General features: G+C 70.1%; 21 protein-coding genes. 15 read left to right on the top strand and 6 right to left on the bottom strand.

Annotated features, from left to right (window positions below; genetic code table 11):
- Positions 1 to 380 precede the first annotated feature (380 nt).
- The gene (locus tag J8N05_RS18720) at positions 381 to 803 is read left to right on the top strand and encodes a hypothetical protein (RefSeq protein WP_210884216.1); all 423 of its coding nucleotides are present in this window, start codon (positions 381 to 383) and stop codon (positions 801 to 803) included.
- Between the two features lie 38 nt (positions 804 to 841).
- The gene (locus J8N05_RS18715) at positions 842 to 1,216 is read left to right on the top strand and encodes a hypothetical protein (protein ID WP_210884215.1); all 375 of its coding nucleotides are present in this window, start codon (positions 842 to 844) and stop codon (positions 1,214 to 1,216) included.
- A 56-nt stretch (positions 1,217 to 1,272) separates the two neighbouring features.
- On the opposite strand, the gene J8N05_RS18710 is transcribed toward J8N05_RS18715, so the two are convergent.
- From J8N05_RS18710 to J8N05_RS18700, 3 genes are read right to left on the bottom strand one after another with little or no spacing between them, the layout of a single operon-like run.
- Entirely contained in the window at positions 1,273 to 1,458 is a 186-nt protein-coding gene (locus J8N05_RS18710) for a hypothetical protein (protein WP_210884214.1), read from the bottom strand.
- 5 nt (positions 1,459 to 1,463) lie between these two features.
- Positions 1,464 to 1,847 (bottom strand): hypothetical protein, encoded by a 384-nt coding sequence (locus tag J8N05_RS18705; RefSeq protein WP_210884209.1) that lies wholly within the window; start codon positions 1,845 to 1,847, stop codon positions 1,464 to 1,466.
- Positions 1,844 to 2,050 (bottom strand): hypothetical protein, encoded by a 207-nt coding sequence (locus tag J8N05_RS18700; protein ID WP_210884207.1) that lies wholly within the window; start codon positions 2,048 to 2,050, stop codon positions 1,844 to 1,846. The genes J8N05_RS18705 and J8N05_RS18700 overlap by 4 nt, the downstream gene beginning before the upstream one ends.
- Before the next feature lie 324 nt (positions 2,051 to 2,374).
- Between J8N05_RS18700 and J8N05_RS18695 the strand changes: the two genes are divergently transcribed.
- The 3 genes from J8N05_RS18695 (at position 2,375) to J8N05_RS18685 (ending at position 5,107) form a co-directional block, all read left to right on the top strand.
- The gene (locus J8N05_RS18695) at positions 2,375 to 2,818 is read left to right on the top strand and encodes a hypothetical protein (protein WP_210884205.1); all 444 of its coding nucleotides are present in this window, start codon (positions 2,375 to 2,377) and stop codon (positions 2,816 to 2,818) included.
- Between the two features lie 335 nt (positions 2,819 to 3,153).
- Positions 3,154 to 3,618, top strand: coding sequence for a hypothetical protein (locus tag J8N05_RS18690; RefSeq protein ID WP_247706322.1), 465 nt, complete (start codon positions 3,154 to 3,156; stop codon positions 3,616 to 3,618).
- 295 nt (positions 3,619 to 3,913) lie between these two features.
- Positions 3,914 to 5,107, top strand: a complete 1,194-nt coding sequence (locus tag J8N05_RS18685) for a pentapeptide repeat-containing protein (protein WP_210884201.1) — start codon at positions 3,914 to 3,916, stop codon at positions 5,105 to 5,107.
- Here the strand turns inward: J8N05_RS18685 and J8N05_RS18680 are convergent.
- A complete protein-coding gene (locus tag J8N05_RS18680; protein ID WP_247706321.1) occupies positions 5,031 to 5,807 on the bottom strand; it encodes an ATP-dependent DNA ligase in 777 nt (258 codons plus the stop codon). The genes J8N05_RS18685 and J8N05_RS18680 overlap by 77 nt on opposite strands.
- A gap of 476 nt (positions 5,808 to 6,283) precedes the next feature.
- Between J8N05_RS18680 and J8N05_RS18675 the strand changes: the two genes are divergently transcribed.
- Positions 6,284 to 7,246: a hypothetical protein gene (locus J8N05_RS18675; RefSeq protein WP_210884199.1), complete on the top strand. Its 963-nt coding sequence runs from the start codon at positions 6,284 to 6,286 to the stop codon at positions 7,244 to 7,246.
- A 24-nt stretch (positions 7,247 to 7,270) separates the two neighbouring features.
- Here J8N05_RS18675 and J8N05_RS18670 read toward each other — a convergent pair whose 3' ends face one another.
- Positions 7,271 to 10,915 (bottom strand): nSTAND1 domain-containing NTPase, encoded by a 3,645-nt coding sequence (locus J8N05_RS18670; RefSeq protein WP_210884197.1) that lies wholly within the window; start codon positions 10,913 to 10,915, stop codon positions 7,271 to 7,273.
- 253 nt (positions 10,916 to 11,168) lie between these two features.
- On the opposite strand from J8N05_RS18670, the gene J8N05_RS18665 reads away from it, so the two are divergent.
- From J8N05_RS18665 to J8N05_RS18655, 3 genes are all read left to right on the top strand, one after another.
- On the top strand, positions 11,169 to 11,420 hold the full coding sequence (locus tag J8N05_RS18665) for a hypothetical protein (protein ID WP_210884196.1): 252 nt from the start codon (positions 11,169 to 11,171) through the stop codon (positions 11,418 to 11,420).
- 334 nt (positions 11,421 to 11,754) lie between these two features.
- Complete coding sequence (locus J8N05_RS18660) at positions 11,755 to 12,168, top strand: STAS domain-containing protein (protein ID WP_210884195.1); 414 nt, start codon at positions 11,755 to 11,757, stop codon at positions 12,166 to 12,168.
- 978 nt (positions 12,169 to 13,146) lie between these two features.
- Complete coding sequence (locus tag J8N05_RS18655) at positions 13,147 to 13,383, top strand: hypothetical protein (RefSeq protein WP_210884189.1); 237 nt, start codon at positions 13,147 to 13,149, stop codon at positions 13,381 to 13,383.
- A gap of 608 nt (positions 13,384 to 13,991) precedes the next feature.
- Here the strand turns inward: J8N05_RS18655 and J8N05_RS18650 are convergent.
- A complete protein-coding gene (locus J8N05_RS18650) occupies positions 13,992 to 14,549 on the bottom strand; it encodes a hypothetical protein (RefSeq protein WP_210884187.1) in 558 nt (185 codons plus the stop codon).
- Between the two features lie 156 nt (positions 14,550 to 14,705).
- On the opposite strand from J8N05_RS18650, the gene J8N05_RS18645 reads away from it, so the two are divergent.
- From J8N05_RS18645 to J8N05_RS18620, 6 genes are all read left to right on the top strand, one after another.
- Positions 14,706 to 15,047, top strand: a complete 342-nt coding sequence (locus tag J8N05_RS18645; protein ID WP_210884186.1) for a hypothetical protein — start codon at positions 14,706 to 14,708, stop codon at positions 15,045 to 15,047.
- A gap of 16 nt (positions 15,048 to 15,063) precedes the next feature.
- A complete protein-coding gene (locus J8N05_RS18640; protein WP_210884185.1) occupies positions 15,064 to 15,570 on the top strand; it encodes a hypothetical protein in 507 nt (168 codons plus the stop codon).
- 227 nt (positions 15,571 to 15,797) lie between these two features.
- The gene (locus J8N05_RS18635; protein ID WP_210884184.1) at positions 15,798 to 16,802 is read left to right on the top strand and encodes a hypothetical protein; all 1,005 of its coding nucleotides are present in this window, start codon (positions 15,798 to 15,800) and stop codon (positions 16,800 to 16,802) included.
- 89 nt (positions 16,803 to 16,891) lie between these two features.
- Positions 16,892 to 17,425, top strand: coding sequence for a kinase (locus J8N05_RS18630; protein WP_210890248.1), 534 nt, complete (start codon positions 16,892 to 16,894; stop codon positions 17,423 to 17,425).
- A gap of 49 nt (positions 17,426 to 17,474) precedes the next feature.
- Complete coding sequence (locus J8N05_RS18625) at positions 17,475 to 18,044, top strand: hypothetical protein (RefSeq protein ID WP_247706320.1); 570 nt, start codon at positions 17,475 to 17,477, stop codon at positions 18,042 to 18,044.
- A 297-nt stretch (positions 18,045 to 18,341) separates the two neighbouring features.
- A complete protein-coding gene (locus J8N05_RS18620) occupies positions 18,342 to 19,649 on the top strand; it encodes an AlbA family DNA-binding domain-containing protein (RefSeq protein WP_210884183.1) in 1,308 nt (435 codons plus the stop codon).
- Positions 19,650 to 19,738 lie beyond the last annotated feature (89 nt).

Genomic DNA, 19,738 nt, shown 5'->3' with positions numbered 1-19,738 from the left:
CCGCCTGCGGCCCGGCACCGCCGCAGGGGGCGGGCCCGGGATCCCGCCGTGCCGTGCCCGGGCGGATGCCGGGCGCCCGGCGGGCGGTGGTTCCGCCGCCCGGGACAGCATTGCGGACCGGCCCCTTCCGGCAGCCTGGGTGACGGGCAGCTGCCGGTGTCCGGGCTCCCGGTGGCTGCTGCTCGTACCGGGGGCGATCGCTCTGGCAGCACCCGGTCATGAACGGCCTCGGTGCAGCTGCTTCGGGCACGGTGCCCGAGAAGCACATGCCTCACCGGTCCGTCGCCCGCTCCTGACGCCTGGGACAAGTGGCCCCGGCGCTCACAGGGCGTCCAACCCCACTATTGCGATCATCACAGTATTTTGCGACAATCGCATTTATGGATTTGATCGGTGACATCACAGCCATCCGCATCCCGCTGCCGCAGCCCGGCGACGTCACACCCGAAGAGCTCTACCCCGACGTGCGCGAACAGGCCGAACGGGCCCGCACCGCCGACGCATCCGCCCTCGAAGCCCAGTGCGACGGCCTCGGCGAGGACGCCCTGCTGCTCGCCCTCGGCAACGCCCGCGCCCGCCGCGAGGCCGCCGACCGCGAGATCCGCCATCTCCTCGCCTACGGCCGCGAGTTCCACGGCGACCGCCCCTACAAACTCGACGCCCTCGCCCAGGCCACCGGCATGACCCCCTCCGGCATCCGCACCGCCTACAGCAGCAGCGAACTCGACACCGTCGCCCGCGAGATCGGCCGCCGGCCCGACGGCCGCCGCACCCGCCCCGCGGCCGCACCGGACCGCTCCTGAGCGAACACCCCGCCACCGCCACGCCACCGTGTCCGTGCGTGCCGCCCCGGCCCGCCCCGGCCGCCGTCATCGAGGACACGCTCTGCCCGGCCGGGCCCGCCCGCGCCCACACCCCGGCCTCCGCGCTCTCCCTCGCCCACGCCCACTGCACCGTCTGCGGCGCCCCCTGCACCCGGCCGCCCGATCGTGACCCCGCCGATCTCCCTGACCGCACTGTCCGGATCGGCATACAGCAACTGGAAAGCCGTCTTGAGGCTGTAGTCGTCCCCGTTGTCCTGGACCGGGAAGGCCTGCCCCGGCACGGGGGAGGCGGGCTGCCCGCGGACCGGCAGGACAGTGAACTGCACGGTTCCTCCGGAGGGCACCCCGGCCTGCGGCCGGGAACGTCAGACAGACAACGCAGCCGCCCCTGAACGCGGTGCAGGAAGAAGCCCTCTGCGGCATCTGAGCGATCACCCGAAGTCACGGATCACATGCCGGCCCCTGCTTTCTCCTCCATGCCGCAGCGACGGCAGATCGCTGGGCCGGTGGAGGGGTAGGCGTGCTCTGGATGCGTCTTCTCTCCGGCCGGGCGGCAGTGGTCCGTCAGTTCGGGCAGCGTCTGCTTCGCTCCGCCGACGGGCGGCATGTAGCTGACGAATGCAGATCCCTGCACGGGGGTCACCGGCTGCGCCAGGCTTCCAGGCGCTGCGCGATGGCCCGCAGATCGGCTTCCTGCGCACGGACGGCCTGGGCGAGGTCGTACAGGTCGTCGTCCTTGGCCTGCAGGGGCTGGCCGGAGAGGTGCATGTACTGGCTGGTGCAGGCCCATCCGATGACGAGGTTGTAGTCGGTGAAGGGGCGCAGCAGCAGCGCGGTGTGTAGGAAGGTCGCGGCCCGGGCCGCGGGTTCCTCGTAGTAGGGGACGCCGCGCTCGCGCGCGAAGGTGTGCCGGTCGGCCATGAACCCCAGGGCGCCCCAGTCGGCGATGGGCACGTTCAGCGGGGAGATCGCGGACTGGACCTGCAGGACCCAGCCGACGTCGACACGGATGATCGCGCTCACCGCTGCCCTGCGGGGAAGCGCGCCTCGATGCCGGGCAGGACCCGGGCCGCCTCGGCAACGGCGCCTTCCACGAAGGCGAGCCGGTCGGCTTCCTCCACCGTCACGTCGTGCACGTGCTGCTTCAGGCTCCGGCCCGTCAGAGCCGCCCGATCACGCAGCCGCGCCATCTCTTCTTCGCTGAATTCCACGTTGAGTGCAGGCATATCTCCAAGGTACCCCGTCCGGTACCAAATGAGGTACCTGTCGCCGTGGAGCGCCAACGGCTGCACGACTGCCCGGACCCACCTCCAGCACCAAAGCGAGATAAAAAGGATAAAAAGGACGCCTTCCCGCGTTCCGGTGGCGGGTGCTCGCGGATGCGAGGACCCGCTCCGGCTACAGCACCGGCGCTCTCCCACACCCTCCCAGCCGCGCCACCGAACGACCTGCCAGCCGGACCCGTCGTACAACGCCCGTCACCGGGCCCTGCCTCCCAGAAGCTGTGTAAGACCCCCCCGGAACGGTGCGGGATGGCTACGGTGCCGTCCATGGAACCGGAGCTGACCGCGGATGAGGTCATGCGGGTGATCGCGACGCTGGAAGCGGCATGGGCCGATGAGGATGACGCGCTGGCCGTTCTGGTGGGTGGCGGTCAGAGTGAGCTGCCGCTGGCGGTGTTGGTGGCCCGCTACGGTGCCAGCCGGGTGCAGAACATGCTGCTGGTGGTCACCGGCATCGCCCGCCTGGAGGGCGCCGAGCAGGACAGAGCAGTGGCCGAGCTGCGGCAGGGCCTCATCTCTCACATGACCACCGTGGCGTTGAGCATGATTTCCGGCTGGGCGACCAGCGCAGGCGACGACGTCCAGACCACCGGCGACCGCGCCCGTCACGTTCTGCAGGCGATCTTGTCCTTCACCACGGACGGCGACGACCCCGAGCAGGTACGGGCCCTGCTCACTCATCTGCGGACCGACGCGCCGGCCCACTCGTGAAGAGCCGGAAGGAATCCGCGCATTCTGCTCCGCGCCGCGCCCATGAGCAGACGGACTGATGCCATGTCGGAAACCGACGTGTATACCTCGCTGTGCATGACCAGGACGACCGACGGGTCGCCGGCGCAGGCCGCGCCGTTCAGTTTGACGCAGGGACAGACGTGGGCTCAGGCCCGACGGAACTGACGGAGACACATGGCTGGTTGCAGACCGGGCAGAGAACGGAGGCCGTCTCGACAGCCTGGAGTGCGGCGTCGACACTGGGCTAGTGGTGGGGGGACAGCACGGTGTGGGTAGCGGTCTTCACTGGCGGCACAGCGGTCCTGGCGAGCTGGGTGACCACGGTCGGCAACGCGCGGGCGGCGAGAGTCCAGGCGGAGACGTCCATCGAGGGACAGCGCCGGGACCACTTACGAAGCAGCCGGCGTATCGCCTACTTGGATTTGATGGAGCAGGCCCATGTGATCGGCGAGTTGTACTGGCGTGTCGGTGATGCCTACGTGCAGCTCACCGATCACGCAGCCCGGCTGACCCGTATCGAGGAGACCCGGGTGCAACTGCGCGACGGCTTCGACCCGCTCATGCGCTGCGTGCGCGTCATCGTGCTCGAAGGATCCGACACCGTAGCCCAAGCCGCTCGCGCTGTACTGGAAGCAGCTGCAGAAGCCAACTCGGCTCTGTGGCATGTTTCGCTGGAGAAACCGCAGGCTCGGGAGGACTTCGACGAAGCACAGGAACGGTTCCGCGACCGGCTCGACGAGTTTATTTCAGCAGCTCACACGGCCGTCAGTACGTTGTGAACCGAAGTTGATGCCGTAGGACGAATCCGGCATACGGCACCGTGCTTGCCGTTTGTGCGTGTCCACGACATCTCAGAGCGGTAACGAAAGGCTGGGGGAGGTCGTTGGACGAGGGGCCTTGGCCTGGATGGTGCCAGACGGGCGCTCGCTGTTCGCGCCTGTGGTCCGTCGGTTGTTCGGTTGCAACCGGATGCTGTCTTACCGGCATGTATGGGGCATGAGAACACTCCACCTCCTGCGTGCCCTCCAAGAGCAGCGAGAGCGTCGCCTGCAGCGTCAGGCCGTTTGGGAGGCCATGACCGAGCTGGATCAGGGTCGGTCGCGGGTCCGGCAGAAGGCGCGCAACCGGCGGCGGGCAACGACTGCTCTGATGGTGGCCGGAGCCTTTGTGCTGTTCGTGGTGCTGCCCTGGCTGATCTGGTGGGGTCCCTACGTCATCGGCCCCGACCCCATCGACAAGGCTGAGGCGAAGAAGGGGTCGGCGGCCCTCGTGACCGGCCTGCGCACCGCCGTGGTCGCGTTCACGGCCGCCCTCGGGGCCGGCATCGCCCTGCTCTACACCGCCCGCACCTACCGCCTCACCCGCCGCGGCCAGATCACTGACCGCTTTACCAAAGCCCTCGAACGCCTCGGCTCCGGCGAGATCTACGTCCGCATCGGCGGCATCCTCGCCCTCGAACAGATTGTGCAGGACGCTCCCGAACAGGCCGCCACCGACGCCGCTCACGTCCTCGGACACTTCATCCGCCACCGAGCCCCTCACACCGTCCCCCCGCCCGGCCCTGACGATCCCCACCGCGGTCCGCACGCCGACCCGCTGCCTCCCAAGCCGGATGCCGATGTACAGGCCGCGCTTACAGCTCTTACCCGCCGCGAGTCCCGCACTCATGTCGACCGGCGTGAACGCCTCGATCTCAGCGGCCTCCACCTGGCCGGCGTCCAACTCAACGAAGCTGACCTCACGGGGGCGAACCTGTCCGGGGCGACGTTCACCGGGGCCTACCTGTACAAGGCGACCTTCACCGAAGCCCAGCTGTACAAGACGACGTTCGCAGGTGCCCAGCTGTACAAGGCGACCTTCACGGAGGCCAGCTTGCCCAGCGCGACGTTCACAGGGGCCAACTTGGTTGGGGCGGCGTTCACGGAGGCCTACCTGCGCGGGGCGACTTTCACGGAGGCCAACCTGCACAAGGCGACCTTCACCGGGGCCAACCTGCGCGAGGCGACGCTCACGGAGACCGATCTGGTTGGGGCGGCGTTCACGGAGGCCTACCTGCGCGGGGCGACGCTCACGAAGGCCAACCTACGCCGGGCGACCTTTACGGAGGCCAACCTGCGCGAGGCGACTTTCACGGAAGCCAATCTGTCCGTGGCCGATCTGTCGAGTGCACGTCGCCTGACGTTTGGGCAGGTCATTTCAGCGGTGCCGGATGAAGAGACCAAGCTGCCAGCCTGGTTTTATGCTTCAGTCGGAGTGCCGGGGATGTAGTGACATGCTTGTGAGATGGCTGCTGTTGGTGTGTGCCTGTGAGAACGTCTGTGTACAGGCCGGAGCGATGACACTTACCCGGGGTCGTTGAAGAGTGTGACGTCGTCGGACGCAAGGTCAGGCCTGGCACGGTGCCAGCTGGCGGGGTGGCCCCACCGGCCGGAGGCGTTGCGGGCGACATCGACGCCGACTTCCACGACCAGTTCGGGCCGGACCGTCGTGACGTCCAGCGTCTCGCGTGTGCCCCACTCGGCGGAGAACGACCAGCTTGGCCACGGATGTTCGGGGCCCGCGGGGGTGAGTAGACCACCGAGGATGCGGGCCGCCGTTCGGGGCAGGGGGTGGTGCGGCCGGTGTACTGCAGGCGTCCGATGGTGTCGTATCTGCCGAGCAGCAGCGTGCGCGGTGCCGTGGTCGGGCCGGTGACGGCGCAGACGATGGCCTCGGTCGTCTCGCGCACCTTGTACTTCAACCACCCTCTGGCGGTGGGCCGGTATGGGCCGTCCAGCCTTTTAAACACCACGCCCTCCATCCCGACCGTGGTACACGTGGTCAGCCATTCGTGCACGGTGGCCGGGTCGGTGGTCGACGGACACAGTGCCCACGCCGCCGCCAGCCGGTGCGCGCGGAACAACTCCACAGGGGCCGCGCGGCGCCGCTCGTAGGTCCACGCCGTGGTGTCGGTGCCCGCCAGGCGCAAGACGTCGAACGCGGAAGCGCGCGGGTTCGCTGAATCCTGGAGGACGTGACCTGTGAACCCGACGGTGGTTGCCGCCGGAGAGCCTCAATGGCGTACAGGTTCGGGTGCGGCATGCTCGCACGTCTGGAAGGACGTGGTCTCAGCAGCGTCTCGCTGCGGGATGAGCGGTACGGCCGCGGCCGGAGATCGAGGCGCGCGCAGCCCCGCCGTCGGTCCGGTGGCCGGGCTGGGAGGGAAGCTGCCGGCACTCCGGTGCTGTCCTCCAGTAGGCGCTGAGCTCTACCAAGGGGTGGGGGCGGCGTCGACGCCGGGAGTGGTGTTTGAACCGCTGGTACGCGAGTCGCGCCGGGGTTCTATTGGCCTGGTCAGCTGCTGGTGTCGGCCGGAGAGCCGTCCATTCGGCTGCGGTGAACCCTCGGGGAACAGGATACACGAGACGGCTACTATCTGTAGTCATTCGACTTCAAGGGGTTGTGATGAAGAGGTTCGAGAAGGTCGCGTCGGCGTCCCTTCTGCTGTCCGTGCTGTCGGCCGGGGCGGCTCCGGCGGCGCCGGCTGCTGTGGTGCCGTCCCGGGAGGCGCCGCGGGAGGTCGTCTCGTTGCGGGCCTACTTGGCGGATGTGTACGAGGGCATCGGCTCCGGGCGCTTCGTGGAGGGGCACGAGCGGGAGGTCGATGCTCTGGGGAGGGCGGCCGGCCTGATCCGGTCGGGTCGTCTCGCCGACGCCGCAGCAGCCGTACGGTCGTCGGGCTATCGGGTCGAGGAGGTCCGTGACCGGGCCGCGGGACGTACGTACGGCGTACTGCGTGAGGCGGTCCCGTGCCGGATGTGCTGGGGCACGTTCGTGATCGATCCGGGGCAGGGGAGGAGGAAGGTGCTGGTGGAGGCCCCGCATCCGCAGAGTGATCTGCACACTGAGCAGTTCGCCCTGGAGGCGTTCCAGCGGCTGGGGGCACGGGCGCTGCTGGTCGCGGGGACCAAGCGGGACGCGGGCGGCCCGGTCACGAAGTGCGCCTTCAGCGCCTCGGACATGGCCCGCAACGACAGGAGCGCGTTCCTGGCGGTCCACAGGAGCCTGCTGCGGCGCGGCGGGTGGGTGCTGCAGTATCACGGGTTCAAGGACAAGGCCGGGTACCCCGATGTCGTGATCAGTGACGGGGTGGAGCGAAAGACGCAGGGCGCGGCCCCGCGGCCCGGCGCGCATCTGGCCCGGCTGGGCGGTGAGCTGGGGGAGCGCGGGATCACCGCCGGGACGTACACGGGCGGCGGGCGTTTCAAGGACCTGGCGGCCACCTGCAATCCGGTGGGGGCACAGACGCGGGCGGCCGGCGCTCTCTTCGTCCACCTGGAGCACAAGCCGGCAATCCGCGCGTCGGCGGCGGCGCGGGCGAAGGCGGTCGAGGCCGCCGTGGCGGCTGTCGACGGCAGCGGCGGCTGACGCCCGCACGGCGCGCGGCCCCGGTCAGGCACCGTCGCCGGGGCAGGGGCGGCGGTAGGGCAGTCCGGGCAGCAGCCGGTCCCACTCCGGGGCGGTGAGCACGGCCCCGGCCCGCGCGCACAGGCCGGCGGCGACCGGCTGTGGCCGGATGTCCCATGACCGCAGAGCGCCGTCGTCCCCCACGGTGGACAGCAGCGGGCGCGTGGGGTGGAAGGCCAGGCCCTCCACCCCGGCCTTGTGCCCGGTGAGGGCGGCGACGGTGGTGGGGTGGTGCGGGTCGGACACGTCCCACAGCCGGGCGCTCTGGTCGGCGCTGACGGTCCCCAGGATCTTCCCGCCGGGAGCGAATGCCAGGTCGTAGACCCGGCTGAGGTGTCCGGGCAGGGGGGCGAGGGAGCGCGGGCTGTGCGGGTCGGACACGTCCCACAGTTGGATCGTGCTGTCGTAGCCGCCGGTGGCCAGCAGGTCCCCGGACGGCGAGAACGCGATGCCGGAGACGGTCCCGGCCTGCGTACCGCCGGGCCGGGACAGCGGCACGCAGCGGGCGGGGTCGGTGGTGTCCCACAGCCGTACGGTCCGGTCGACCCCACCGGTCGCCAGCAGCGTCCCGTTCCGGGTGAAGGCCGTCGCGAACACCGATTCCGTGTGGCGGCAGCGGCCGCCGGTGAGCACCGGCCTGCGCGGGTCGTCGAGATTCCACAGGCGGGCCACCCCGTCTTGGCCGCCGGTCACGGCCCTGCGTCCGTCGGGGGACAGGGCGACCGTGCTGACGGCTCCGCCGTGGACGGCGGTGACGGTCTTCAGGTGCGTGGCCCCGGCCGGATTCCCGATGTCCCAGAGTGTCAGCCGACCGCGCTTGTCGCCGGTGGCCAGCAGCTTGCCCCGGTCGGCGATGGCCAGCGTGAACACCACCTCCCCGCCCGTGCGGAGCCGCCGGATCAGGCGTGGACGGCGGGCGTCGGCACTGTCCCACAGCCCGACGGTGCCGTCCCAGCCTGCCGTGGCGAGGAGTTTCCCGTCGGGCCGGTAGGCGACCGCCTGGAGATTGCCCTGTCCCGCGTCGACGGCCGGTGCGGGAAGCCGCCACACGCGTACGACGTTGTCGGCGGCGCGCGTGACGACGAACCGGCCGGCCGGGCGGATGTCCAGCACCGTGTCGGGGTGCCGCAAAGTCTGCGCCGGCCGTCCGCCCCGCCACACCAGCACGTCGCGGTCGACCGACCCGCTCACCAGCTCTCCCGAGCCTCTGTCCGAGGTCTGGTAGGTGAGGGCTGACACGTCCTCCCGGTGCTCGTGCAGCGTCCTGGGCGGTGCGCCCAACGCGCGCCACAGCCGTACTGTGTGGTCGTCGCTGCCGAAGGCCATCTCCCGCCCGTCTTGGCGCACCGCCACGCTCTTGGCCTCGAAGCCGCCGTCCAGGTCCACCGGCTCGGGTGCGCCGGATCCGAGCCGCCAGGCACGCGGTCCGCCGATGTCGCCCGAGGCGAGCAGGTCGCCCGCGCCGGACAGTGCCACTCCGGCCGGTCGGGACCCGACCGACAGTGACACCGGGCTGCGCCCGTTCGGCCGGTGCACCCGGATGCCGCCGTCCCCGTCGGCGGAGGCGATGGTGCGCCCGTCGGCCGAGAGCGCCACCGACACGGCCGCGTCATGGCGGTAGACCTCGGCCGGTTCGCCCAGGGTGCGGGCGTCGGACACCCGCCAGGTCCGGACGAGGCCGTCCTCGTGAACGGTCACCAGAGTGCGCCCGGCGAAGGCCAGATCCGCGACGGGGGAGGGCGGGACCACGTCCAGGGCCGGGACGGGGGTGCGTTTCGTGGTCAGGTCCCACAGGCGCAGGCCCTCGCCGGCGTCGGCGGTCGCCAGAACCGTGTCGTGCACACCGACCGCCAAACCGGTGACGGTCTCGGTGAACGCCGCCAGCCGGGTGACTGTCGGCGCGCCGCCCGAGCTCAGCACGGCGCTGCGGGCCTCGGGGGTGTCGGCGAACTGCCGGGCCGCCACCGCGACCTGCGCCGCGAGCGCGGGATCGCTCGCCCGCAGCTGGTCGGCGCGGCTGGCCGCACGCTGCGACCACGCCTGGCGGGTACGGCTGTCGGCCAGGGCCTTCTGCTGCACTGCGATCAGTCCGCCGGCGACGGCCAGGACCAGGAGCACGGCCAGCGCGACGACGGCATGGCGCAGCCTGCGCACGAACCGGGCCTGCGTGCGCACCTGGCGCTCTTCCTGGTCGCGGGCGGCGGCCAGGAACGCGGCGGCGTGCACGCTCGTACCGGGTCCGGCCTGCTCGGCGAGCAGGAGCGCGGTGCCCCGGTACAGCAGTCCCGGGTCCCGCCCGCCTTCGGCCCACCGGCGCGCGGCGTCGTCGACCTCCTGCTTGGTGCGCAGCGCGGTGCGGCCGTCGTCGATCCATCCGCGCAGCCGCGGCCAGGCCCGCAGCAGGGCCTCGTGGCTGATCTCCACACTGGTGGTGTCGGCCGTCAGCAGCCGGGCCTGGGTGTACGCCTCGACGACCGTGTCCGCGCGCGGATCCGACCGGGTGAGCGCGTCGCGGTCGGCCGGCACCCGGACGTCCCCCGCGCTGTCGCCGACCCGCACCATGCTCAGCATCACCTGCCGCACCGCACCCCGGTCCTCAGGCTCCAGTTGGGCATGGACGCGTTCGGCGCTGGCCGCGACGGCCCCGTGCACACCCCCGGTGCCCTCGTACCCGGCGACCGTGAGCACCCTGTCCATGCGGTGCTGCCAGGTGGCGCGCAGCGTGTGGGACAGCAGCGGGAGCGTCCCGGAATCACATCGTCCGGTGCTGGGGGTGGCGCCCAGGTCCCGCAGGAGCACCTCCACCAGCCCCGGCTCCAGCGACAGCCCCTCGGTGGCAGCAGGTTCGGTGATCGCCCGGCGCAGCTCAGGCAAGCCCATGGGCCCCAGTGGCAGCGCACGCGTACGCAGCGCGGACACCAGCGGGGGATGGGCCAGGCAGTGCCCGTAGAAGTCGGCACGGACACCGAGCACCACCGGCAGCCCATCGGCGGCCAGGCGGCACACCCGCGCGATGAACGCTTCGCGTTCGGCCGGTTCCTCGCACAGGGTGAACAGTTCCTCGAACTGGTCCACGACCACCAGCGCGTACGAGTCGAGCGGCTGCCGCGCCCCGCACGCACGCAGCTCGGCATCCGGGCTCGCGGTGGGCGTCAGATACAGGGTCTGCGGCGTCCCGGGGCCACGCGCGGGCAGCGCACCGCGCGCGACGGCCGCGGCCAGCCCAGCCCGCAGCAGCGACGACTTCCCGACGCCCGAAGGGCCGATCACCACCGCCGGCTGCCCGGCCGTGCTCGGATCGCACAGCAGTCCCAGCAGATCGGCGGCCGCCCGCTCCCGGCCGAAGAACCAGCGCGTGTCCTGCGCGCGAAACGACGTCAACCCCGGGTACGGACACACCCCCGCACCCGGCCCGGCCGCCAGCGCCAGCAGCGCGCCGCCAGCGCCGAGCACCTGGTCGCAGCACCGGGCGAACGGTTCACTCGGCCGCTGCAGCCCGCGCTCCAGCCGACTCAGATACCCCTTTCCCGTCCCCAGCTCCCGAGCGAGATGCGCCAGCGACATGCCCGCCTCGCCGCGCAGACGCCGCAGCTCCCCTCCGAAAGTGACGCCATCGCCCTCGGGTTCCATCGCACGCCCTTCCCACCCACCGCCCGCCAGCCGCGAACACGGCCTCTTCCCCTCTCAACTGCGCGCGCCGCCCTGTGGTGACGCCCGGGCACGACGCGTACCGCAGACGGAAAAGAGCACGTCAAGGCGGGTTTACGGGTATCCGGCCGAGCAGGAAACCGGCAACCGCTACCGGTGCGCCGACCCGGCTCCGATGCTCAAGTCCAGCAGCGCCCGGAACACGCCGGGCCGGCCCAGCACCAGGAGGACTCCGATGTCCCTGTCGATCCGTATCAACCGCGGCGGCCGCACGGCCGTCACTTTCACCGCGACCGTTCTGGCGGCCCTTCTGTGCGTCGGCCAGGCGCTGGCAGCCGACTGGACCTACCACAGCGACTACGTCTTCAAGTCCACCTGCATCAAGGTCGGCGACCGCGGTGTGCAGATCAAGGAATGGAAGGCGTACCAGTGCGTCTACGCCACGGACATGGGTCACAACTGGGACCTCTACATCTCCAAGAAGTAGGGCCACCGTCACCAGGCCGCCATGCACCGATCCACTCGCACCGGGGCACGCCTGAAACACCGAGGCACCCCTGACACATGACGGCCCTCTCCACCGGCCGGGCCGATGCGGCCACCCCGCACCGGCCCGGCACCCAGATCGGGCCGATGCGTCCGATCGCCCGTCCACCCCGATCGTCAGTGCTGCACCACAGACACCCCCCGTGCAGGTGAAGCGTCAGACGTCCGGACCTGCGCGTACCCGCTGTCTCTCGACGTAGACGGTTGTTGCCCCGGTCCTTGGTCACGCCTCGACGCCTCGCGCTCCCCCACGGGGGCTTACATCAGGAACCGCTATGGAGATCCAGAAGGCGAACCCCGTGCCGGAGCCGCCCCGACACCAGCCGGAGCTGACTGGCCTTCCTGCACCGTGCCGCAGTGCGCGCAGCTACCGACAGGGTGGATTCACCGTGGTCGAGGCACGCGGCGCCCTCGACCTGTGCACCGTGCCCGACCTTCGGACACACACCGACGCCGCCACGGCCGAGCCCGGCGCTCAGGCCCTCGTAGACCTGCGGCTGGTGGACTTCCTCGACTGCTCTGCCCTGGGCCTGCTCTGCCGCACGCGCCGCAGGGCCCTGGAACAAGGAGGCCACCTGGTTCTGGTATGCGCCGCGCCCCGACACCTGCGCATTCTTGAGGCCACCGCACTCAAACAGGTCTTCGCGCCTTTCGGCACAGTCCAGGAGGCCCTCGACGGCCGACGCTGAGCGGAGCTCTCTTCGAACGCCCATACCGGTCAATCAAGGTGTCGGTCTCCTCGTGAAGGCGGGCTGTTAGCCAGATGACCGCCTACCGGTCTTCCCGATATGGGCGTGGCCCGTCCACGCCGCGTCCGGACACGCGGCAGGCTACCGGGCGGCGCGGGAGCCTTCGGCATCGTGCGAGGGGGCCGGGCCGCGCGACGACAGCCAGCCACCGCCGGCGGTGGCGTCCCGCGCTGGCCAGCACGATTACTCGCAGCGAAGATACATACCCGAAGCGCCCCCGGCCCCGCCGGTGCCCCTGCGCCTCGTACCGCGCGGGAGCGGGTGAGCCGCAACCTCCACCGACAGTCCCGGCGTTGCGGGCTCACCGTGGCGGCCCGGCCGGTTTCACCGGTGTGGGTGATGACAGCTGGCGGAGCCGGTAGGACGGTCGGCAGAAAGCCATTGGAGGGTCCGGTCGTGTGAGCGCGGCCGGACCCGCGTTGCAGGGCGGCACGGATGTTCTCCCCGGCGTCGGTGCCGCCCTGCAGCCCATCCTCGGGATCGGGCGTTTGCCGTCTGCTCGCGCGCGTCGGCAGGGTGCGCGCGGCCGGGGCCTGGTGCCGGACAGCAGGGAGGTCATGGGGGAGGGCAACGGGTAGGGCATGGGGGAGAACAGGTGGTAGGACATCGGGTAGCCCGCCTGTCTCCGGCGTTGTTGATCCTCGCAGGTCAGCCTTCTCTGCTGGCGTGGTCGGGGGCGGACAACCCTCTCAGCGCACCCCTTGCCGCCCGTCCGGCGAGGAAGAACGGGCAGGGACAGGCGGGCACGGGGTGCGCTGAGAGGTGACGCGGACATCCAGGCATCGGGGCGCGCTTCCGTGCAAGGTTCCGGGACCCGACCATCATCAGGCCGACCACGCTGGTCCGCACCCGATCTGCCGCGCCGGGGGCGGGGGGTCCGAAGTGACACGAAATTCGAACAAGCGATCTAATGCTGGTATGGATGCGAACCACTTCCCTGACGACCTGGTGCAGACGCAAGCCGCCTGGAACACCACCTACCAAGCCCTCACCGCACACCAGCCCCACGACACCACTGCCCTGCGCCGCCGCCTGCTGCTCCTGTCCGTACGGCTGTGGTGGCACCCCTACTGGGAGACCGTCCCTGCGGTGCCGGCGGCACGGTCCGAGCTGCGCCACCTCGCCCGCGCCCACGGAGCCGTCCAGTCCGCGTGACCGGTTGCCCCGGTCGACCAGGAGCACGGGGGGGGGGCGACAAGGGCTGCGCTGGAGGTTGTGACAGGGGGTGCGCCTGCTGTTGCGCGGCCCGGCGGACCGTCTACGGCTTCGCGCAGGTCACCACGCCTTTTGGTGGTGGTCGGTGTGCTGACATCCCCGTTGCGGCTGCTCTGCCCGCGTCCCCTGGCTGGAGTGAAGGAGGAAGGGACGGGCGGGATGGGCGGTTCGGCCGCGGCCGCGGCCGGGGACCGGGGCGCGATCGGTCCGGCTGCGCGGCGGGCCCGGCCGGGAGAGAAGCCGCCGGCACTCCGGTGCTGTCCTCCAGACGCTGAGCCCCACCAAAGGGTGAGGCGGGACGCTCTCGCCGGAAGAGGTAGTGCTGTGATAGTTCGACTCGCGGGTGGTCCGCTCGCCGGGCGCGAGCTGGAGACCAGCGGTGTCCCGTGGCCGGGGACTGGCTCACGGTCACGGGACGCCGGCTTACGCCTGTACGTTCCGGTGCACTGCGACCCGGCGACCGGCATCCACCGGATCGAGGAAATGGGTCCCCTATGTCGAGGGGGCAGGGCGAGGTTGGTGCGCGCGGTCGGTCTGTGGCACCGCGATCACACGGTGGCTGGCTGCGGCTCTTCCAGGACTTCGGCTACCTTCCGCGCCAGGGCCGCGACGGGCGGCGGCAGATAGTTGTCCAGTGCGTCGACGTCGTCACACAGCCGGGCCCGCAGCCCGTGCAGAACATGCCATGCCTCGGTGAACACCTGTTGCTCATCGGCCTCGGACATCGGCCCGCCGCTGGCATATCCGCTGCCCCAGGAGTACCACCGGCGGGCGTTGGAGTCGTTCTCGGGCGGGGGTGCTGTACCGAGCATTCCGGCGATCTTCTGTCGGTCCGACTCGCGGGGGCCGGCCGCCCGGCTGCGCTGCTGGCGGGTCTGGAGGTAGGAAGCGAGGGTGTCCAGGGAGATGTCGGTGTGCTGCTGGCAGTACGCGGCGATCAGCAGGGAGGCCATGTCCAGGGTGTCGGAGGCGTCCGTGGCCCGGTACAGCGTCATCCGGGTCCAGTCGTGCGCGACGTTCGGCTCGGTGTAGCGCAGGACCTCCTGACAGTTCATCACCGCCTCGGAGACCAACTGGTGAAGGGCCTGCTGCAGCGGCTCGGGCACCGGAGCGCAATCCACGGCCCCGCACGTCAAAGGGCCCACGGTCCCGGACTGTGCAGTCGCGGCTTGCCCGCCCCCCCCGGACGGATCAGACGCGGCCCCGACGGGGCTTGCCGAGAACGGGTCACACCGCAGCATGACCGTCGATACCGTGCCCGGGTGAGCGACTCTTCCGGGTTCATCAAGCAGCAGGTGGCCTCGCGTCTGCATCGGCCGGACGGCTCGACGCAGACGACTCGGGCTCCGGCGGTGTGGACCCTGGCGCACCGCGGCTACTCCGGCAGCGGACGGCTGGACGTGTGGGTCTACGCGACCAAGCGGGACGCCCTGCGTGAAGGCGCCGCCCTGGCGATCGCCTGCGGTCTGGACGACGAGGAAGACCAGGCCCGCCGCGACTTCGCGGCGGGCCGATACCAGAAGGTCATGGACTGCTACGAGAAGACCCGCCCCGAGACGCATCTGCTGCGCGTCCAGGCCGCGTTCCTGCAGCCTCCCGTCTGAACGCGGCCTCCCGGCCGTGCGCCGCCGCGGCTACCGTCGCAGGAGGACCGCGAGCGAGCCGGGCGACCGGCGCCTTCCCGAGGTGCTCACCCACGAGGCCCGAGCTCTGACCGGACCGGTGGCAGGTCGGCCGGCCCCACCGGTGGTGCTGCTCGCCCGGGCCCGCCGGGCGTTCGCTGTCGCCGGCCTCGTCAGCACCGTCCTCGCCGACCACGCTTCTCCGGCGCGCGAAGGCTACGGTCTTGGCGTCGTCCTCGCCGACGAGGCATGTGCTGTCCTCGATCCCGTCGTCGATCCGGAGCTGATCGCCGCCTACCGCGCCGACCTCCGCCGCGGCGAAGCCGGCCAACTCGTCCAGCTCGCCGAACTCGACCTCACCTTCCACGCCCGGGTCGGCGAGCCGGTGATCGACGACGCGATGGTGACGCTCGCCGCCGCGCTGTGTGACGTCCTGAACAGAGTGGTGGCCAACGAACGGGCGCTCCCGGGGCAGCGGAGCGCCGCCCGCGCCGTTGCCGACTAGGCGCATGAGCTGTGGGCGCAGTACGGGGGAGACGCCGGCGGCTGGTAGCGCGAGACCGTCCCTTCGGTGGCTTCGACGTGCTACGAGCTCCGGTGGATGGCGCGAAGCGGCGGGCGGCAGTGGGGCCGGTCGCTGCGACGGGCCGCCCGCCTGAGACCGGGGGGGGTATGGCAGGACAGTGCGAAAATGCGCTGCGGAGGTGACCGCGCCTTTTCTAAGATTCTGTCGTGGCATCAAGCGATTACCTTCTTCAGCTCGTGCGGCAGGCGCTGGACGATTTCGACGACAAGCCTCTGGATGTTTCGGTCCGGCGTGCTGTCCGAATCGCCAACCTGGTGGGTGACACCCGGCACGCGATCCGTCTCTCCCTCGAACTGCGGCCTCCAGGGGGTAGCCGGCGGAGTAACGGTGAGATCTCCCGCATGCTGATGGAGGATCCTTCTACCTGGGGGAGCGGCACCGGACCTGCCGAGGAAGCTCTCGCCCAGTACATAGATGACCGGAAGTTCACGACGGACGGCGATAAGGATTTGGTGGTCGCTCACTCGCTGGCGGAGATTGATTTCTGGGAGGCGGAACTCCGAGAACTCAAAGAGAGCGGTGAGCGCTTCGATTACAGGGACGACCTGGCATCGAGAGAACGGAACGGTCGGATTGTCGCCAAGACGCGTCATCTGACGTTCGCCTTGCTCTGTTCCTGGGAGCGCCGTTTCGGCTACAGCGGCATCAACGAGTCCATCTTCGGCGGTTACCGCGCCAAGGTGGACAAGCTCCTGGCCGACGGTGTTCCTGAGCTCCTCCAGCAGTTCAGCGCGGTCTACCGGCGACTCCAGGAAGCAGCCGAGACCTCGCCCGATCGGGACGTCGCGGAGGAGCTCTCGCAGGCCATCACAACGTGCCGCCGCATCCTCAAGGCCGTTGTCGACCACGTGCTGCCGCCGCAGGACCAGCCGTCGACTACGGGCCACCTCCTCGACGATGCCCACCACCGCAACCGGCTGTTCGAGTTCACCAAGCAGGCGATCGAGAGCAAGTCGAACAACAAGCTGACCGACGTCATGATCACCGGTCTCTACGAGCGGTTCGTAGCCGTGGACACCATGACCAACAAGGCTGTGCACGCGGCTATGGCCTTTGAGACGGCCAATCTGTGCGCGCTGAACACCTACATCATCTGCGGCGAGATCATCAGCTTGCATGCTCTTCAGGGGGACGCCTCGGACGTCGGCTGACCGAAGGTGCAGCGGGTCGCGGGAGAACTCCCGCGACCCGTCAGTCGTTTCGCATGTTGTCGCTGGCCGCCGGTAGCGTGATCGTCGTGATGGTGGGCACCGAAGAAACCCGGCTGGTCGTGCTGCGGGGCAACAGCGCGTCGGGGAAGTCGTCCGTCGCAGCCGGCATCCGTGACCGCTTCGGCCGCGGCCTGGCTGTTGTCGGCCAGGACAACCTGCGCCGGATCGTCCTGCGTGAGCGGGACCGGCCAGGTGCCGCGAACATCGGCCTGATCGACCTGACCGCCCGCTACGCCCTGGACGCCGGCTACCACGTGGTCGTCGAAGGCATCCCCTACGCCGACCACTACGGCGACATGCTCGCCCAGCTGCGCACCGATCATCGCGGCCCGACCCACGGCTACTACCTACACGTGCCGTTCGAGCAGAGCCTCGCCCGCCACGCCACCAAACCGATCGCGAGCGAGGTCAGCGAGCCGCAGCTGCGGGAGTGGTACCGGGAACTCGATCTCCTGCCCGGCGCCACCGAGACCGTCATCGGTGCCGACAGCACCTTGAAGGAGACCGTCGACCACATCGTGCTCGACACCGGCCTGGCCAGCCTTCCCGCACTCGACCGTTGATCGTCCCCGCCCGGAACGGACTGTCACAGGCGTGCGGCATCATCAGCAGATGGCCGCTGTACCACCCCCGCCTCCGATGACGCCGCAAGAACTCCAGGATCAGGAACAGACCCTGGAGTTGATCAACAGTGAACTCGCGGCGCGTCTGGCGCGGCAGTCGGAATCGGGCGCGAAGGTCGACACCAAAGCGGTCTTCCTGGTGGGGTTCGCGGCCACGGCCGCTCAGTTCCTGGCTTCCCGGAGCTTCGAGCCGTTCAGCGGCGCTGCGGCCTTCGTGGCATACGCGGTTGCCGTCGGTTTCGGCATCTCGGTGTTCAACCTTGCCGCGTACGAGGACCTAGAGCCGAGGGCGACCCTGGCGGCCTACGCACGGTCTACGAAGGGCGCAGCGCTGGGGGAGCTCGCGGGAACGCGGGTGCGCTTCTTCGAGAGGAACGACGTCCTGCACCAGCGGAAGACGAAACGATGGACGGTCACGATGGCCGCCGTCGCCGCCGGGATCTTCCTCTCGACTGTCAGTCTCGTGCTGCACACTGACGGCCATGGCAAACGCACAGAACCAAGGGAACCCACCGCCCCCTCCTCCTCCGCCACCTCCGCCCCCGCCCAGTCTCGTTGACTCCCTGGTCAACCCGGCTCTTGTCGGCACGGAGAAGAGGAACGAAGACAGGCCCGCGCGCAACAGGGCGGCCACCAGGGGGCAGACCATCGAACGGCGCTGACCCGCGTCGCGAGAAAGTGAGAGATCCCGGGCATGACAGCCCGGGATCTCTCCTCTGCCGGGCAAGCGCGCGGAGCGACAGACAGGACGACGGGCCCGGGTTACGGAAATTGTGTGGTGGCGGCCCGGTGATCCCCTTTAGCGTGATCTGGCTGGCGATCGTCAGCAGCATGTGGTGAAGACACTGGAGTTCCGATGGCTCTACCTGCACGGCTCACTGCCGCCCTGGGACAGCACCCCGATCACCTCACCGAGGACGATCTGCAGCGCGCGGTCGACAGCCAGATCCCCGAGAGCATCGACCTCGACTGGAAGAAGGACTTCTACCCAGGCACCGACCCGGGCAAGAAGGAACTCGCCAAGGACGTGTCCGCCATGGCCAACACCGCTGGCGGCATGGTCGTCATTGGCGTCGACGACGGCAAACAGGACCACGCCCACGCCCTGGCCCCTGACGGTCCGGCACCCGGCCGCGGCGAGGAGTGGATCCGCCAGGTGCTCGCGAACTGGATCCAGCCCGTCGTTCCCAACGTGGGCGTGCGATCGGTGAAGTCCGCTCTCCACGACGGCAAGATCTACTGGGTGCTCACCGTGCCCCCGAGCACCCAGGCCCCGCACGCGGTCGCGGCCCCGGGCAACGACTACCACTTCCGTGTCCACGTTCGGCACGGCACCACGACCCGCACGCTCGCCGAATCCGAGATCGCCCAGCGCTACCGTGACCGCTTCCAGGCCGCCTCCGACGACGTCGACCGCCTCCACCAGGTCGCCGACGCGGGCCTTGCCTACCTGTCGGGCTACCTGACCAGCACGGCCCACGGCGGGCGCCCCAAGGTGACCGACTACCCGGGCTGGGTCTCCCTGGCCGCCGTTCCGGCCGTCCGCGGCACCTATCCCGTGAGCACACGGGCGGATCGGGACGTGGCGTTCGATCGCTTCGATGAGCTCGCTCGCGAATGCGTGAACAACAATGTGCAGCCGGCCCGCCCCGTGCTGGTCGGCCGCCGCCAGGTCCGCTTCGAGGGCGTACCGACCGGACAGCTCCACCAGGACGGCAGCTTCTACGCGGCGCTGCCCATCAACCTCCAGAAAGATCAGTACAACTCCGACGGCCCCAAGCGGCTGTTCCAGCGCGGACTCGAGTTCGATCTCGTGGCGCTGGTCCAGGCTGCCGCAGCCTGGGCGGCGGAGACCGGATCGGCCGGCGACATGGTGCTGTCCGCCGCACTCCACCGGTTCGACGACAGCGACAAACCCGTGTACCTGATCGTCTCGGAGCACGGCTTCACCCATGGCCCCGCGATGCCGTTCCCAGCAGTTCCTGCGCAGACCACCGGCGATCTCGCCGCCCTCGTCACCGACCAGCGAGAGGCCGTCGTCGTGGCCTGCGCACTCGTCTCCGACCTGCTGGCCGACATGGGAGCGCACGAGCCTCACGTCCTGACCCCCGCCGGGGAGATCCTGATCGACCGACTCGAGGGCTATCAGCATGCACTGCGGTAGCCACCTTCGACCAACAGCGTGAGCCCCAGGCCTCGAAAGGCCTGGGGCGGCGGTGGCAACATCTCCTGCGCCAACACCTGACCAGCAGG

This window comes from Streptomyces liliiviolaceus (assembly GCF_018070025.1).
GTDB classification, from domain to species: domain Bacteria; phylum Actinomycetota; class Actinomycetes; order Streptomycetales; family Streptomycetaceae; genus Streptomyces; species Streptomyces liliiviolaceus.
The sequence above is the reverse complement of the archived record's forward strand: the minus strand, read 5'-3'. Positions and strand labels throughout refer to the sequence as shown.

Coding starts and splice junctions, on each gene's coding strand:
- J8N05_RS18720 (WP_210884216.1), top strand. CDS start 381: ATGGATTTGATCGGTGACATCACAGCCATCCGCATCCCGCTGCCGCAG.
- J8N05_RS18700 (WP_210884207.1), bottom strand. CDS start 2,050: ATGCCTGCACTCAACGTGGAATTCAGCGAAGAAGAGATGGCGCGGCTG.
- J8N05_RS18695 (WP_210884205.1), top strand. CDS start 2,375: ATGGAACCGGAGCTGACCGCGGATGAGGTCATGCGGGTGATCGCGACG.
- J8N05_RS18685 (WP_210884201.1), top strand. CDS start 3,914: ATGACCGAGCTGGATCAGGGTCGGTCGCGGGTCCGGCAGAAGGCGCGC.
- J8N05_RS18675 (WP_210884199.1), top strand. CDS start 6,284: ATGAAGAGGTTCGAGAAGGTCGCGTCGGCGTCCCTTCTGCTGTCCGTG.
- J8N05_RS18670 (WP_210884197.1), bottom strand. CDS start 10,915: ATGGAACCCGAGGGCGATGGCGTCACTTTCGGAGGGGAGCTGCGGCGT.
- J8N05_RS18665 (WP_210884196.1), top strand. CDS start 11,169: ATGTCCCTGTCGATCCGTATCAACCGCGGCGGCCGCACGGCCGTCACT.
- J8N05_RS18660 (WP_210884195.1), top strand. CDS start 11,755: ATGGAGATCCAGAAGGCGAACCCCGTGCCGGAGCCGCCCCGACACCAG.
- J8N05_RS18655 (WP_210884189.1), top strand. CDS start 13,147: ATGGATGCGAACCACTTCCCTGACGACCTGGTGCAGACGCAAGCCGCC.
- J8N05_RS18630 (WP_210890248.1), top strand. CDS start 16,892: ATGGTGGGCACCGAAGAAACCCGGCTGGTCGTGCTGCGGGGCAACAGC.
- J8N05_RS18625 (WP_247706320.1), top strand. CDS start 17,475: ATGGCCGCTGTACCACCCCCGCCTCCGATGACGCCGCAAGAACTCCAG.
- J8N05_RS18620 (WP_210884183.1), top strand. CDS start 18,342: ATGGCTCTACCTGCACGGCTCACTGCCGCCCTGGGACAGCACCCCGAT.